Here is a 14793-nt window from a genome sequence, read left to right on the forward strand (position 1 = left end):
AGAAGCTGGGCGCGTCGTGCCCCTCAGGCGCCCTCGAATTCGCAGAGCGCATGGACGTCCATGCCGAGCGCCTCGAGGCGCTTGCGGCCGCCGAGCTCCGGCAGGTCGATCACGAAGGCGCAGCCGACGACATCGCCGCCCAGCCGTTCGACCAGGCGGATACCGGCCTCCGCGGTGCCGCCCGTCGCCAGCAGGTCGTCGACCACCAGGACGCGGGCACCGGGCTCGATGGCGTCGTCGTGGATCTCCACCACCGCCTCGCCGTATTCCAGCGTGTAGGCTTCCGAGATCACCGGACCGGGCAGCTTGCCCTTCTTGCGGATCGGCACGAAACCGACCGAGAGCTGGTGCGCCACCGCGCCACCGAGGATGAAGCCCCGCGCCTCCAGCCCGACGACGCAATCGATCGGCGTGCCGGCATAGGGGTGCAGAAGCTGGTCCACCGCGATCCGCAGGCCGCGGGGATCGGCAAAGAGCGTGGTCACGTCGCGGAACATGATCCCTTCATGGGGGAAATCGGCGATGGTTCGGATGTAGTCCTTGACCGTCTTGTGGCGCGCCATGGGTGTGTTCCTTCTGACTGTCGACATTTCCCGAAGTGCAGTTCGCACCTCACCTGATCGATCATGGCCGGCGCAAGGCCGGCGTGGCGCCAAACCACGCGGACGTGCCATCTTGCCGCGTCCGATCCGCTGCAAGGGCTGGATTCCGGGCAGCCGCGCGCCCCGCGCGCGGCCACGCCCAACGGGAGGAGGCGCATCTGCGATGCGTCGACGACGGGCGGGAGCCCATGGCCTAACGCACCTCCGTACGCCCCCGGCGATCCGCCCGGAGGTTGGAATAGAGCACGTGGTTCCGCCATCGGCCCGCGATCTGCAGGTAGCTCTGCGCCACCCCCTCGTACTTGAAGCCGCATTTCTCCAGGCAGCCTCGCGACGCCGCGTTTTCCGGCAGGCACGCGGCCTCGATCCGGCTCAGGTCCAGCGTCTCGAACGCATGATGCGTCAGGGCGGTGATTGCCTCCCGCATGTACCCGCGCCGGGCGAAGGGTTCGCCGATCCAGTAGCCGAAGGTGCCGGCCTGGGCGGGGCCACGGCGAATGTGGTCGAGCGTGATGGCTCCCATCAGCGCATCGTCGTCGCGCCGGACCAGGAAAAGCGGCAGCGCCGTGCCCGCACCGAGCGACCGCTGCGCCCAGTAGACCCGGTTGGTGAACGCCTTCCGGCTGAGGTGATCGGGCGCCCAGAGCGGTTCCCACTTTTCGAGGAAAGCGCGGGAGTCCCGCCGCAGGCAGCTCCAGGCCCGGAAATCGCCGTGCATCGGCGGGCGCAGGACCATCCGCTCGGTCACGATCCGCACCTTTTTCCGGCCAAGCCGCATCAGGCCGCAAGCCTCTCCTGCAGTTCCGCCAGTTCCGGGGCGCGCTGTGCCGGGCCGTAGAGTGCGAGCGCGGCGCGTCCGGTGCCTGCGAGGTCGGCGGCAAAGCGAGCGATGGAGGCGCGATCGACTGCCTCGATCCGCTCCACCGTCTCGTCGAGCGGCGGCACCCTGTCCCAGATCGCCACCATCCGGGCGAGGCGCTCGGCCCGCGCCGAAGGGCTCTCCAGCCCCATCAGCAGCCCGGCCTTCATCTGCGCCCGGGCGCGGTTGACCTCTTCCTCGCTCACGTCGTCCGCCACTCGGCGCAGCTCGTCGATGGTCAGCGTCGCGAGCTGGCTGATCTCGTCGGCGGAGGTGCCGGCGTAGATCGTCATCATGCCGGTGTCGGCATAGGCGCCCGCTTGCGCGAAGATCGTATAGCAGAGCCCGCGCTTCTCCCGCACCTCCTGAAACAGGCGGGAAGACATGCCGCCTCCGAGGAGGGTCGAATAGACCTGCGCGGTGTAGACATCGGGATGCGAGTAGAACGGGCTCTCCAGGGCCAGCGCGAAATGCACTTGCTCGAGCTTGCGAAGCTCGCGCCGCTCACCACCGTGGAAAACGGCCACGTCATGTGTGCTGAGCTGGACCGGCGAGAGATGGCCGAAGAGCTTCTCGGCGAGCCGGACGATCTCGTCGTGGTCCACGGCGCCGGCGGCAGAGAGAACCATTTGCCCCGGCCCGTAATGCTCTGCCACGAAACCGGCGAGGTCCTCGCGCTCGAAGCCGCTGACCCGTTCCGTGGGCCCAAGGATCGTGCGGCCGAGCGCCTGGCCCGGATAGGCGGCCTCCTGCAGCCAGTCGAAGATCACGTCATCCGGCGTGTCGAGCGCCTGGCCGATCTCTTGCAGGATCACCCCGCGCTCGACCTCGATCTCCTTCTGCTCGAAGACCGGGTTCAGCACGATGTCGGACACCACGTCGAGCGCCAGTGGCACGTCAGCCTTCAGGACCCGCGCGTAATAGGCCGTGGCCTCGCGCGAGGTGTAGGCGTTGATGAACCCGCCGACATCCTCGATCTCCTCGGCGATCTGCAGCGCGCTGCGCCGCTTCGTCCCCTTGAAGGCCATGTGCTCCAGGAAATGGGCAATGCCGTTCTGCTCGATCCGCTCGTGCCGTCCGCCAGCATTGACCCAAAGCCCGACGGCCGCGCTCTCCAGCCCGGGCACCGTCTCCGTGACGACGCGCAAGCCATTGGCAAGTCTCTCAAGATTCACGCTCAACCGGCGCGCCTTTCCCGTATCAGATCTTCGATGGCGCCAAGGTCGTTGGCGACCCGCGACACCCGTTCCGATCGCTCATACAGGTCCGCCATGCGATTGGGAAGAGGCGGGCGGAGACCTGTGGCGGCCTCGACCGCGTCGGGGAACTTGGCCGGATGGGCGGTCGCGAGCGTGATCATCGGCGCAGTCCCGAGGTGTTCTTCGGCCACTTTCACCCCCACGGCGCTGTGCGGGCAGAGGATCTCGCCGGTCTCCGCGAAGAGGCGCGCGATGGTGGCGGAGGTCTCGTCCTCCGAGGCGCGTCCGGAGGCAAATGTCTCCTGCAAGGTCTGCAGCGCGCCCTGGCTGATGTGGAAGCCGCCGTCGGACTTCAACTCGTCCATCAGTTGCGCCACGGCGGCACCATCGCGGCCGTAGGCGTCGAACAGCGCGCGTTCGAAATTCGAGCTGACCTGGATGTCCATCGAGGGACTGATCGAGGGGGCGACCTCGCTGGTCATGTAGCCGCCGGTGCTCAGCGCCCTGTGCAGGATGTCGTTCTGGTTGGTGGCGACCACCAGCCGCTCGATCGGCAGCCCCATGCGGCGCGCGATATCGCCGGCGAAGATATCGCCGAAATTGCCGGTGGGCACGGTGAAGGAGACCGCGCGATGCGGCGCGCCGAGCGCCGTGGCGGCACTGAAGTAATAGACGACCTGCGCCAGCACGCGCGCCCAGTTGATCGAGTTCACGCCTGCGAGCGCGACCGCGTCCCGGAAGGCGAAGTCGTTGAACATGTCCTTCACCCGGGCCTGGCAATCGTCAAAATGGCCATCGAGCGCGAGGGCGTGGACATTGGCCTCGGACGGCGTGGTCATCTGACGGCGCTGCACCTCGGAGACGCGGCCATGCGGGAACAGGATAAAGACATCCACCGCGTCGAGCCCGCGGAACGCCTCTATCGCCGCGGAACCGGTGTCGCCCGAAGTCGCGCCGACGATCGTGACCCGCTCGCCGCGCCGCTTCAAAGCCACCTGGAAGAGCTGGCCGATGAGCTGCATCGCGAAGTCCTTGAAGGCCAGTGTGGGCCCGTGGAACAGCTCGAGCAGGAAATGGTTGGGGGCGAGTTGCACCAGCGGCGCGCGGGCGGCATGGCCGAAGCCCTCGTAGGCGCGTGCGATGATCTCGCGGAACTCTTCATCGGTGAAGCTCTCGCCGAGGAACGGCTGCATCACCCGAAAGGCGATCTCCTCGTAAGGAAGGCCGGCGAGCGCGGCGATGGCCTCGGGGGGCATCTGCGGAATGTTCTCGGGCACGTAGAGTCCGCCGTCACGGGCGAGCCCAGTGAGCATGGCCTCCTCAAAGGACAGAACGGGCGCCTTGCCGCGGGTGGAGATGTATTTCATTGCGCCTCTCTCGTGTCTGCGGAGCACCTGGGCCCGGCGATGCACCGATGGCGCTTGCGGGAGCCTCCGGCGGGGATATTTCTGGACAGGTGATGAGAGCGGTTACCCTTTCCCACCAGCGCTGCGACGGTCGCCGCGTGAGATACGCCAGAGTTGCAGCGCTGTCATCCCCAACCACACAAGCGCGAGGCCGAACCACGTCACGGCATAGCCGAGGTGGTCGTTCGGGATGCCGGAGCTGTCCATCGGCAGCGGGGTGATCGAGGCGTCGGAGCCGGAGCTCATGCGGGCGATCACGAGGATCGGCTCGGTGCCCAACTCGTCGGCCATCACGTCGACTTCGCGGGCGTACCAGTAATTCGTCGCCGGATCGTTCTCCGGCGTATAGCGGTCGCGCTCGTCAGGCCAGTGCAGGTTGCCGGTGATCATGAGCGTGGCCGCCGGCCGTCCCGCGTCCTTCCGGTCCGCAGCCACGAAGCCCCTGTCGAGCAGGATTCGACGCCCCTCTTCGGTGGTGAAGCCAGTGATGATCCGGAAGCCGGCTCCGAGCTGACGGGTCGAAACCAGGACATGCAACTCGCGCGGGTCGGTGCGCCCAGAGACCTCGACTGGCAGGAACCGGTCCTGCTCGGGATCGGGCGTGGCCGGCAGCGGAACGGGATCGGCCGCGATGCGCTGGTCGATCTCCTCCAGGATCGCTTCCTTCCACTCCAGGCGCTGAAGCTGCCAGACGCCGAGCCAGATCAGGATCGCCGCGCCGACTAGTCCGATCGCCAGCGGTGCCAGATAGCGTCGCACCTGCGCGCCCTCCTTCAATGAGAACGGGGCCCGGTCAGTCCCGCGCCCCGCTTCTTCTTGGATCAAATACCCCCGCCGGAGGCAAGCGGCCTTCCGGCTCAGCCGCCCCAGATGTAGACCGCGGTAAACAGGAACAGCCAGACGACGTCCACGAAGTGCCAGTACCAGGCGGCGGCCTCGAAGCCGAGGTGGCTTTCCTGGGTGAAGTGGCCGGCCCGCACCCGCAGGTAGCAGACAAACAGGAAGATGGTGCCGATGATCACGTGCGCACCGTGGAAGCCGGTCGCCATGAAGAAGTTGGCGCCATAGATGTTGCCGGAGAAGCCGAAGGCGGCGTGGCTGTACTCATAGGCCTGGAAGAAGGTGAACAGCAGACCGAGTGCCACGGCGAGGATGAGGCCGGTGGCCATGTCCTTGCGGTTGTTCTCGTGGACGAGGGCGTGGTGTGCCCAGGTGGCTGCGCACCCCGAGAGCAACAGGATCAGCGTGTTGATCAGCGGCAGGTGCCAGGGATCGAACGTCTCGATGCCCACCGGCGGCCAGACGCCGTCTACGGCCGGGCTTTCGGGGCCCATCGGGTACATGGCGTGCTTGAAGAACGACCAGAACCAGGCGGCGAAGAACATCACCTCGGACATGATGAAGAGGATGAAGCCGTAGCGCAGTCCGATCAGCACCACCGGCGTGTGATCGCCTGCATGCTCCTCGGCGATCGTCTCGGCCCACCACGCGTACATGGTGTAGAGCACCAGCACGAGGCCGATGAAGAACAGGAACGGGGTGATGGAGTGCATCCACAACACCGCGCCGAACAGCATGATGAAGGCCCCCACCGCGCCCAGGAACGGCCAGATGGACGGCTGCAGGATATGGTAGTCGTGGTTCTTTTCGTGAGCCATTGGAAGTCCCTTGCGCGTTATTCGTCGGCGATCACAAGCGCCGCCTGCTCTTCGGGCAGGTCAATCTCGTAGAAGGTGTAGGAAAGGGTGATCTGCGGCGTGTGCTTCGCGTCGCGATCCTCGAGGATCTCCGGATCGACGTAGAAACTGACCGGCATCTGCACCGTCTCGCCCGGCTGCAGGACCTGCTGCTCGAAGCAGAAGCAGTCGATCTTGACGAAGTAGTTCCCGGCGTCGAACGGAGCGACATTGTAGCTGGCCGAGCCCGCCACGGGGCGATCGGTGGGATTATGGGCCTCGTAGAAGGCCAGACCGGTCTCGCCGAGGCGGATGGTCATTTCCCGCTGCATCGGCTTGAAGCTCCAGGGCATGCCCCGCTCGAGCGAACCGTCGAAGCGCACCTTGATCGTCTCGTTCAGGACAACATCGGAGCCCGCGTCGGCGGTGTTCGTCGTGCCGCCGTAGCCGGTGACCTTGCAGAACATGTCGTAAAGCGGCACCGACGCCCAGGCGAGCGAGCCCATGACAAAGACCACGCTCAGGGTCTGGGCGAGCGTCCGCTTCGGGCCTGTGAGGTTGCGAAAGATCACTGTGACACCTCCCCCGATACCATACCGGTTCCGAGCACGTCCTCGCCATTGCCGATCTTGACGATGGTCATGCCGAAGACGATGCCGACGAAGGCGAGCAGCAGGATCCCGAGCCCGAGATTACGCCCCTTGCGGCGCTCGTGAAGTTCATGGGTCGCACGGATCATGCCCAGCCTCCAAACACTCCGAGGGCGCGCAGCGTGGCGTCGGCCAGCAGCGCCGAGAAGTGGAGGAAGAGATACCACAGCGACAGCTTGAAGAACCGCTTTTCTTCGCCATAGGCGTCCGCCTCGGCCTGCGGCGTGCTGCGCTTCCAGATCTTCCAGGCGCCCACCAGGAACCGGAAGTTCAGGACCAGTGCGGCGACGAGGTAGACCGGACCACCGATCGACGTCGCGGCGAGGCTTAGCGAACAGGCGGCCAGCAGGACCGTGTAGGCAAGGATGTGGCGGCGGGTGGCGTCATGCCCGTGGGTCACGGTCAGCATCGGCACGCCGGCGTCGTCGTAATCGGACTTCATGAACAGCGCCAGCGCCCAGAAATGCGGCGGCGTCCAGATGAAGATCAGCGCGAACATCAGCACCGATTCGACCGAGATCCCGCCCGTCGCGACCGCCCAGCCGATCATCGGCGGGAAGGCACCGGCTGCACCGCCGATGACAATGTTCTGCGGCGTCCAGCGCTTGAGCCACATCGTGTAGATCACGACGTAGAAGAAGATGGTGAAGGCCAGCAGGCCGGCGGCCAGGAGGTTGGCCGAGAGCGCCAGCATCATCACCGACAGGCCGGACAGCGCAACACCCAGACCGAGCGCCTCGCCTTCGGTGACCTTCCCGGCCGGGATTGGGCGCTTCGCCGTGCGGCGCATCACCCGGTCGATATCGGCATCCCACCACATGTTCAGCGCCCCGGATGCCCCGCCGCCGATGGCGATGAACAGGACCGAGGTGAACATGATGAAGGGATGCACAGGCACCGGCGCAACGAGCAGGCCGACGAGCGCCGTGAAGACGACCAGCGACATCACCCGCGGCTTCAGCAGGGCGAAGTAGTCCTTCAGCTCCGGCTCGGCGCTGCGGGGGACGCTGTGCAGGCTCGTGTCAGACATGGTTCACCTGTCGGTTCCTGGAACCTCGGGGCCTCACTCGGCCGAGGCCACATCGAGGTTGCGCGGCTTGCCGGCATATTCCTCGATGGCGCTGTCGAGCCAGGCTTCGTAGGCCTCTTCGCTGACCACCTTCACCGTGATCGGCATATAGGCGTGGGCGATGCCGCAGAGCTCGGAGCACTGACCGAAGTAGATGCCTTCTTCCTCGGCCTTGAACCACAGCTCGGCAAGCCGGCCCGGCACCCCGTCCTGCTTCACCCCGAAGGCCGGGATGGTCCAGGAGTGGATCACGTCCGCCGCCGTCACCTGAACGACGATGGTCTTGTTCACCGGAACCACCACCGCGGTATCGGTCGCGAGCAGGAAGTGCTCCTTCTCGTAGCCGGCCTCGATCAGCTGCGCCTCGACCTCGGGGGTCAGCTTGTTCTGGGCGTCGGCGCCGATCATGTAGCTGTCGAAGGCGAACTCGTGGTCGGGGTACTCGTAGGACCAGTACCACTGGTTGCCGATCGCCTTGATGGTGACGTCGCCCTCGGGGATGATCTGCTGCTTGAACAGCACCGGCAGCGAGAACGAGCCGATGAAGATCAGGATGATGATCGGCACCACTGTCCAGGCGATCTCGAGCGGCGAATTGTGGGTGAAGCCCGCGGGCTCGGGGTTGCGTTTGCGGTTGAACCGAACGACGACCCAGACCATCAGCGCGGTCACGAAAAGCACGATGGCGGCGATGATCACGTTGATCATCCCGTCCAGCCACTGCAGGTCGCGCGCCAGCTCGGTCACCGCCGGCTGGAAACCCAGCCCGCCCGGCGTCGGCGCGCCCTTCACCTCGAGATCGCCAAGCGCGTCCTGCGCAAGTGCGGCGCCGGATACAGTCAGACCGGCAAGGGCAGCCGGCAGGCCGCTCTTCAGCGTCGAAAATCGCATCAGTTATATTTCCCGTTCGCTAGTCGGCGTAAGCCGTAACGGACTCCCCCCCCTGGCGGCCGTAGCCTCCGGGCAAAAGAGCCCGTTGTGTCCTGCGGCCTAGAGACCATATTACGAAAAACTGCACAACCCGGTGATTTGCGTCAACAAGTCACTTGCGAATATGTCGACAGACGGGAGCATCGCCTTGACCTCCACCGATAATACGCCTTTTCGCCCCTTCGAGACCCATCTCGACAGGGACGCCGCCCTCCGCACGCTGCAGGACGCAACGCACGGGGCCGACGATGGCGAGATCTTTCTGGAGCGGCGGCGATCCGAGGCGCTGGTCTTCGATGACGGCCGCCTGAAGACGGCGAGCTACGACGCATCCGAAGGGTTCGGGCTGCGCGCGGTGCGTGGCGAAACAGCCGGTTACGCGCATTCCACCGAGATCTCCGAGGCCGCGCTGCAGCGCGCCGCCGGCACCGCCCGGCTGGCCGTCGGCGCGGGCGGCGGCACGCTGGCAGAGGGGCCCGCTGCCACGAATCAACGGCTCTATCGCGATGACAGCCCGATCTCGGACGCCGAATTCCCTGTAAAGATCGAGACCTTGCGCGAGATCGACGCCTTCGCCCGCGCCCTCGACCCGCGCGTCGTGCAGGTCTCCGCCACCCTTGCGGCCTCCCTGCAGGAAGTGACCATCCTGCGCCCCGACGGCACCGTCGTGGCCGACAGCCGCCCGATGAGCCGGCTGAACGTGAGCGTGATCGTCGAGCAGGACGGGCGGCGCGAACAGGGCGGAACCGGCGGCGGCGGGCGTGCGGGCCTCGATGGCCTGCTCGACCGCGCCCACTGGGAGGGCGTGACCCGCGAAGCGCTGCGCATCGCGCTGGTCAATCTCGAGGCGGAACCCGCCCCCGCCGGGGTGATGGACGTGGTGCTCGGCCCCGGCTGGCCCGGCATCCTTCTGCATGAGGCCATCGGTCACGGCCTCGAGGGAGACGCGAATCGCAAGGGCACCTCCGCCTTCGCCGGGCTGATGGGTCAGCGAATCGCCTCGCCCGGCGTTACCGTGCTCGACGATGGCACGATCCCGGACCGCCGCGGCTCGATCACCGTCGATGACGAGGGCACCCCCTCGCACCGCAACGTGCTGATCGAGGACGGCATCCTCGTGGGCTACATGCAGGACCGCCAGAACGCCCGCCTGATGGGGGTCGCACCCACCGGCAACGGCCGCCGCGAGAGCTATGCCCACGCCCCGATGCCGCGGATGACCAACACCTACATGCTCGCCGGCGACGCCTCGCCGGAAGAGATCCTGTCCGAGCTGAAGGACGGGCTTTATGCCGTCGGCTTTGGCGGCGGCCAGGTCGATATCACGAATGGCAAATTCGTCTTTTCCTGCACCGAGGCCTACCGGGTGAAGGACGGAAAGGTCGGCGCGCCGGTCAAGGGCGCCACCCTGATCGGCGACGGTCCGACCGCGCTGTCGCGAATCACCGCGATCGGCAACGACATGTCTCTCGACCCCGGAATCGGCAATTGCGGCAAGGCCGGGCAATGGGTGCCGGTGGGTGTGGGCCAGCCGACCCTGCGCATCGGCGGCCTGACCGTCGGCGGCTCGGCGGCGTGAGTTCGATCCGGGACGCCACGGCGCGGGATGTCCCCGCGCTCGCGGATCTCTGGGACCAGGCGTGGCAATCCTCCCACGCCGGCCTCGTGCCCGCCGACTTGCTGCCGCATCGAAACCGGGAAAGCTTCCGGCGGCGGCTGGAGCGGATGGTGGGCCGCATCCGTCTTGCCGAAGCCCCCGACGGCGCACCGCTTGGTTTCTGCGTGATCGATTCAGCCGGCCAAGGCGAGATCGACCAGCTTTTCGTTACGGCCGCCGCGCAGGGTACCGGTGTTGCGCAGGCCCTGCTGGCCGACGGCGAAGCGCGCCTCGCCGCCGCCGGATGCAGCCGGCCGCGGCTGCTGTGTACGCAAGGCAACCGGCGCGCCGAGCGGTTCTATGCACGAAACGGCTGGACCTCTCTCGGCCCGCGGCAGGTCCCGGTGACGACCGATGACGGTGACATGCCGCTCACCTGCCTGATCTTCGAGAAAGATCTCGAGGCCCTCCCGGCCGCCTGAACGCGCGGCGCGGATTCTTCGTCGATTGCCTCACGGCGTTTACGCCCGATTAACCGTTTTCCCTGTAGCCATGATCTCAGCAAGAGACGGAGCTGCGACGGTTTGGAATTGTTTTCTTCCCCACCCCCCCTCGCACCACCCACCTCGGAAGGAACCAGGCGCTCCTGGCTGCGTCTCTTGCGCTCCCACCGTGTCGGAACATCCACCTTCTATCGGCTGATGGCCGAACACGGTGGCGATGCAGAGGCCGCACTCGAGGCCCTGCCGCAGATCGCGGCCAAGGCCGGTGTTGCCGGGTACCGCCCCTGCCCGCCCGAGGTCGTGGAGCGCGAGCTGGCAGCCGGCAGCCGCGCCGGTGCGCGGCCGATCTTCATCGGCATGAAGGAATACCCGAGCGCCCTCGCCGAGATCGCCGATGCCCCGCCGATGCTCTGGGCCCTTGGCCAAACGGAACTGACCGGGCGCGAGGCGGTTGCGCTTGTCGGCGCACGCAACGCCTCCAGCATCGGTCGCCGTACCGCCGCCGCGCTGTCGCGCGGGCTGGGCGAGGCAGGGCTGGTGGTCGTCTCGGGGCTCGCCCGCGGGATCGACGCGGAAGCCCATGCCGCGGCTCTGGCCACCGGCACCATCGCCGTCGTCGCCGGAGGCGTCGATGTGGTCTATCCCAAGGAAAACACCGATCTGACCGCCCGGATCGCCGAAACCGGCCTGATCGTCTCGGAAATGCCGCCGGGCACCCGACCGCAGGCGCGCCACTTCCCGCGCCGCAATCGCATCATCTCCGGAATCGCACGCGCCGTCCTGGTGGTGGAGGCCGCGACGAAATCCGGCAGCCTGATCACGGCGCGCGACGCGCTCGACCAGGGGCGGGACGTGCTCGCCGTCCCCGGCCACCCGTTCGACGGCCGCGCCTCCGGGTGCAACCTTTTGATTCGCGATGGCGCGACGCTTGTGCGGAACGCAGAGGACGTCCTGGAAGCGCTCGGCACCGCCCCGGCGCCGCGCCTCTCGCCCAGGCGCGAGAGACAACCAACGCCAGCCGCACAGCCGGCCGATCCGCCGCGGATCAACCAGCCGGCCGCAGCGGCGCCTACCCATGGCGACCCGCTGCGCAACCGGATCCTGTCGTTTCTCGGCATGACGCCGCTTTCCGAGGACCAGCTCCTGCGCGATCTCTGCATGCCGGCCCCGGCGATTGCCGAAGAGCTTCTTGCGCTCGAGATGGACGGGGCGGTGGTCCGTCACCCGGGCGGCCTGCTGGCGCGCGGCGCCTGAGAGGTGTAGGCGGCTGGGGTAGACCGGAAGTTGGGGGCATTGCCGCCCCCGCCGCGCCGCCGCATTGACAACCCTGCATCGGCACCACATCTTCCGCCGCCAATTGATCGAACCCTTTCAAAAGGTCATCCGCATGCCCGTCGTCGTCGTGGAATCGCCTGCCAAGGCCAAGACAATCAACAAGTATCTGGGCGGCGACTACGTTGTTCTGGCGTCTTTCGGGCACGTTCGGGACCTGCCTCCCAAGGACGGATCGGTGGATCCGGAGCACGAATTCGAGATGACCTGGGAGGTCGCGAACGATTCTCGCAAGCATGTGAAGGCGATCGCGGATGCTCTGAAGGACGACAACGCGCTGATCCTCGCGACCGACCCCGACCGCGAGGGAGAGGCGATCAGCTGGCATCTGGAGGAGACCCTCCGCAAGCGCCGGGCAATCCGGAAGGACACCGCAGTCTCGCGCGTCGTGTTCAACGCCATCACCAAGTCCGCGGTCACCGAGGCGATGAAATCGCCCCGCCAGGTCGATCAGCCGCTGGTTGACGCCTATCTCGCCCGCCGCGCGCTGGATTACCTGGTCGGCTTCAACCTCTCCCCGGTGCTCTGGCGCAAGCTGCCCGGATCGCGCTCCGCTGGGCGCGTGCAGTCGGTCTGCCTGCGCCTGATCGTCGAGCGGGAGATGGAGATCGAGGCGTTCCGTGCGCAGGAATACTGGTCGGTGAAGGCGCTGCTCGAAACGCCGCGCGGCCAGACCTACGAGGCCCGGCTGACGACGCTGGCCGGCAAGAAGCTCGACAAGTTCGACATCGCCAACGAGACCGCCGCCGAACTGGCCGTGCAGGCGATCACCTCGCGCGATCTGACCGTCTCCGAAGTGGAGGCCCGCCCGGGCAGCCGGAACCCGTCGGCGCCGTTCATGACCTCGACCCTGCAACAGGAGGCGAGCCGCAAGTTCGGCATGGGCGCCCGGCAGACGATGAACGCCGCCCAGCGTCTCTACGAGGCCGGGCTGATCACCTACATGCGGACCGACGGCATCGACATGGCCCCCGAGGCGGTCGCCGCCGCCCGTGACGCGATCAAGGATCGCTACGGCGCCGAATACGTGCCCAGCACGCCACGGATCTACAAGAACAAGGCCAAGAACGCGCAGGAAGCGCACGAATGTATCCGCCCGACGGACATGACGCGGGACGCCGCGAGCCTGAAGGTCTCGGAAGCCGACCAGCGCAAGCTGTATGACCTGATCTGGAAGCGGACCCTCGCCAGCCAGATGGAAGCGGCGCGGCTGGAACGGACCACGGTGGACATCACCAGCGCCGACGGCCAGGTCGGGCTGCGCGCCACCGGGCAGGTCGTGCTCTTCGACGGGTTCCTCAAGGTCTACGAGGAGGGGCGCGACGACGTTTCCGAGGACGAGGACGGCAAGCGCCTGCCCGCGATCATGCAGGGGGAGCCGGCCAAGAAGCACGAGATCACGCCCGAGCAGCATTTTACCCAGCCGCCGCCGCGCTACACCGAGGCCACGCTGGTCAAGCGGATGGAAGAGCTCGGCATCGGCCGGCCCTCGACCTACGCCTCGATCGTCACCACGATCCAGGACCGCGGCTACGTCCGAAAGGACAAGAACCGGCTGTTCCCCGAGGACAAGGGCCGGCTCGTCATCGCCTTCCTGATGAACTACTTCCGCCGCTACGTGAGCTATGACTTCACCGCCGGGCTGGAGGAGGAGCTGGACCACGTCTCCGCCGGCGAGGCGGATTACAAGGAAGTGCTGGCACGGTTCTGGCGCGATTTCTCCGCCGCGATCTCCGAGACCTCGGAGCTGCGGATCACCGACGTCCTGGAAAAGATCAACGAGGTGCTGGAACCGCACCTGTTCCCGCCGACCGAGGACGGCAGCGACCCGCGCGCCTGCCCGAACTGCGGAAACGGCCGCCTCTCGATGCGCACCGCGCGGTCGGGCGGCGCATTCATCGGCTGCTCGAACTACCCCGAATGCCGCTACACCCGCCCCTTCGGGCCGCCGGGCACCGAGGAATCCGGGATCGGTCCGGACGGCAAGCTTCTGGGCTACGACAACGAGGACAAGATCACCCTGCGCGACGGGCGTTTCGGCCCCTACGTGCAGCGCGGTGACGCCACCGAGGAAAACCCCAAGCCGCCGCGGTCGAGCCTGCCCAAGGGGTGGCGCGCCGAGGACATGGACCTCGAGAAGGCGCTGACGCTTCTGAGCCTGCCCCGCGAGATCGGCGATCACCCCGAGGGCGGGATGATCACATCCAACTTCGGCCGCTTCGGCCCCTACATCGCACACACGGCGCCGGGCGACGAGAAACCGGTCTACGTCAACCTGAAGGACCCGGCGGAGGTGTTCGAGATCGGCATGAACCGGGCCGTAGAGATGCTGGCCGAGAAGCGGGCAAACCCGCGCGGCCGGGGCGGCGCGGCCGCCAAGCCGCTCAAGGAGCTGGGCGAGCACCCCGAGGAGGGTGGGCCGATCAATGTCATGGAAGGGCGCTACGGGCCTTACGTGAAATGGGGCAAGATCAACGCGACCCTACCCAAGGACACGGAGCCGCAATCGCTCACCATGGAGCAGGCGCTGGAGCTGATTTCCGAGAAGGCCGCCAAGAAGGGTGGCCGCAAGAAGGCCCCGGCCAAGAAGCCCGCCGCGAAGAAGACCGCCGCCAAGAAGAGCACGGCGAAAAAGGCACCGGCCAGGAAGGCCGCGGCAAAGGTCGAAGACGACGACGTGATCGAGTGATCCGAAAACGACTGCGCCGGGCCAATCGCCCGGCGCTTTCGTGTTCAGGGGATCCAGAACGGTTTGCGGATTTCCTGATCCGCCATTTCCGGCGTGATCCCGATATCCTTGAGCTGATGCGGTGTCAGGCGGGTCAACGCGCGGCGGGACCTGTGTCGGCAATCCCATTTGACCACGGCCGCCGCCATCCAGAGCGCGACATCGGCCAGAAGCGGCAGCGATTGGCGGGCGCTCAGGCTTTCCAGCCTGGGGTCGGATGCGGGCGAGATCTGTGCCATGGG

Annotated in this window: 15 protein-coding genes; 4 read left to right on the forward strand and 11 right to left on the reverse strand. The window is 66.8% G+C overall.

Annotation, left to right across the window (positions count from 1 at the left end; translation table 11 throughout):
* Nucleotides 1-23: 23 nt before the first annotated feature.
* The 10 genes from CHB86_RS17330 to coxB all read right to left on the reverse strand — a co-directional run bounded on the left by CHB86_RS17330 (nt 24) and on the right by coxB (nt 8352).
* The gene (locus CHB86_RS17330; RefSeq protein ID WP_089234347.1) at nt 24-563 is read right to left on the reverse strand and encodes an adenine phosphoribosyltransferase; all 540 of its coding nucleotides are present in this window, start codon (nt 561-563) and stop codon (nt 24-26) included.
* Nucleotides 564-795: 232 nt separating this feature from the next.
* Nucleotides 796-1380 carry a GNAT family N-acetyltransferase gene (locus CHB86_RS17335; RefSeq protein WP_089234348.1) on the reverse strand — a complete coding sequence of 195 codons (585 nt, stop codon included), beginning with the start codon at nt 1378-1380 and terminating at the stop codon, nt 796-798.
* Nucleotides 1380-2642 carry a M16 family metallopeptidase gene (locus CHB86_RS17340; protein WP_089234349.1) on the reverse strand — a complete coding sequence of 421 codons (1263 nt, stop codon included), beginning with the start codon at nt 2640-2642 and terminating at the stop codon, nt 1380-1382. Before CHB86_RS17340 ends, CHB86_RS17335 begins: the two co-directional genes overlap by 1 nt.
* Entirely contained in the window at nt 2639-4027 is a 1389-nt protein-coding gene (thrC, locus tag CHB86_RS17345; RefSeq protein WP_089234350.1) for a threonine synthase, read from the reverse strand. The genes CHB86_RS17340 and thrC overlap by 4 nt, the downstream gene beginning before the upstream one ends.
* 102 nt (nt 4028-4129) lie before the next feature.
* A complete protein-coding gene (locus tag CHB86_RS17350) occupies nt 4130-4825 on the reverse strand; it encodes an SURF1 family protein (RefSeq protein WP_089234500.1) in 696 nt (231 codons plus the stop codon).
* Between the two features lie 98 nt (nt 4826-4923).
* Complete coding sequence (locus tag CHB86_RS17355) at nt 4924-5724, reverse strand: cytochrome c oxidase subunit 3 (protein ID WP_089234351.1); 801 nt, start codon at nt 5722-5724, stop codon at nt 4924-4926.
* A 17-nt stretch (nt 5725-5741) separates the two neighbouring features.
* Nucleotides 5742-6314, reverse strand: a complete 573-nt coding sequence (locus CHB86_RS17360; protein WP_281251221.1) for a cytochrome c oxidase assembly protein — start codon at nt 6312-6314, stop codon at nt 5742-5744.
* Entirely contained in the window at nt 6311-6481 is a 171-nt protein-coding gene (locus CHB86_RS24700; RefSeq protein WP_176442917.1) for a hypothetical protein, read from the reverse strand. The genes CHB86_RS17360 and CHB86_RS24700 overlap by 4 nt, the downstream gene beginning before the upstream one ends.
* Complete coding sequence (gene cyoE / locus CHB86_RS17365; RefSeq protein ID WP_089234352.1) at nt 6478-7422, reverse strand: heme o synthase; 945 nt, start codon at nt 7420-7422, stop codon at nt 6478-6480. The genes CHB86_RS24700 and cyoE overlap by 4 nt, the downstream gene beginning before the upstream one ends.
* A 33-nt stretch (nt 7423-7455) precedes the next feature.
* Nucleotides 7456-8352 (reverse strand): cytochrome c oxidase subunit II, encoded by an 897-nt coding sequence (gene coxB, locus CHB86_RS17370; RefSeq protein ID WP_089234353.1) that lies wholly within the window; start codon nt 8350-8352, stop codon nt 7456-7458.
* Between the two features lie 187 nt (nt 8353-8539).
* Here coxB and tldD point away from each other — a divergent pair, with 187 nt between their 5' ends.
* The 4 genes from tldD (at nt 8540) to topA (ending at nt 14512) form a co-directional block, all read left to right on the forward strand.
* Complete coding sequence (gene tldD / locus CHB86_RS17375) at nt 8540-9970, forward strand: metalloprotease TldD (protein WP_245838096.1); 1431 nt, start codon at nt 8540-8542, stop codon at nt 9968-9970.
* Nucleotides 9967-10470, forward strand: coding sequence for a GNAT family N-acetyltransferase (locus CHB86_RS17380; RefSeq protein WP_176442918.1), 504 nt, complete (start codon nt 9967-9969; stop codon nt 10468-10470). Before tldD ends, CHB86_RS17380 begins: the two co-directional genes overlap by 4 nt.
* Nucleotides 10471-10578: 108 nt before the next feature.
* On the forward strand, nt 10579-11745 hold the full coding sequence (gene dprA / locus CHB86_RS17385; protein ID WP_245838137.1) for a DNA-processing protein DprA: 1167 nt from the start codon (nt 10579-10581) through the stop codon (nt 11743-11745).
* Nucleotides 11746-11878: 133 nt separating this feature from the next.
* Nucleotides 11879-14512, forward strand: coding sequence for a type I DNA topoisomerase (topA, locus tag CHB86_RS17390; protein WP_089234503.1), 2634 nt, complete (start codon nt 11879-11881; stop codon nt 14510-14512).
* A gap of 44 nt (nt 14513-14556) precedes the next feature.
* On the opposite strand, the gene CHB86_RS17395 is transcribed toward topA, so the two are convergent.
* Nucleotides 14557-14790 carry a DUF1127 domain-containing protein gene (locus CHB86_RS17395; protein WP_089234356.1) on the reverse strand — a complete coding sequence of 78 codons (234 nt, stop codon included), beginning with the start codon at nt 14788-14790 and terminating at the stop codon, nt 14557-14559.
* Nucleotides 14791-14793 lie beyond the last annotated feature (3 nt).

This window comes from Tropicimonas sediminicola (assembly GCF_900188335.1).
Lineage (GTDB): Bacteria > Pseudomonadota > Alphaproteobacteria > Rhodobacterales > Rhodobacteraceae > Tropicimonas > Tropicimonas sediminicola.

Bases quoted from the DNA above. Each gene is read 5' to 3' on its own strand.
- CHB86_RS17330 (WP_089234347.1), bottom strand. From the start codon at position 563: ATGGCGCGCCACAAGACGGTCAAGGACTACATCCGAACCATCGCCGAT.
- CHB86_RS17395 (WP_089234356.1), bottom strand. From the start codon at position 14,790: ATGGCACAGATCTCGCCCGCATCCGACCCCAGGCTGGAAAGCCTGAGC.
- cyoE (WP_089234352.1), bottom strand. From the start codon at position 7,422: ATGTCTGACACGAGCCTGCACAGCGTCCCCCGCAGCGCCGAGCCGGAG.
- thrC (WP_089234350.1), bottom strand. From the start codon at position 4,027: ATGAAATACATCTCCACCCGCGGCAAGGCGCCCGTTCTGTCCTTTGAG.
- topA (WP_089234503.1), top strand. From the start codon at position 11,879: ATGCCCGTCGTCGTCGTGGAATCGCCTGCCAAGGCCAAGACAATCAAC.
- CHB86_RS17335 (WP_089234348.1), bottom strand. From the start codon at position 1,380: ATGCGGCTTGGCCGGAAAAAGGTGCGGATCGTGACCGAGCGGATGGTC.
- coxB (WP_089234353.1), bottom strand. From the start codon at position 8,352: ATGCGATTTTCGACGCTGAAGAGCGGCCTGCCGGCTGCCCTTGCCGGT.
- CHB86_RS17355 (WP_089234351.1), bottom strand. From the start codon at position 5,724: ATGGCTCACGAAAAGAACCACGACTACCATATCCTGCAGCCGTCCATC.
- CHB86_RS24700 (WP_176442917.1), bottom strand. From the start codon at position 6,481: ATGATCCGTGCGACCCATGAACTTCACGAGCGCCGCAAGGGGCGTAAT.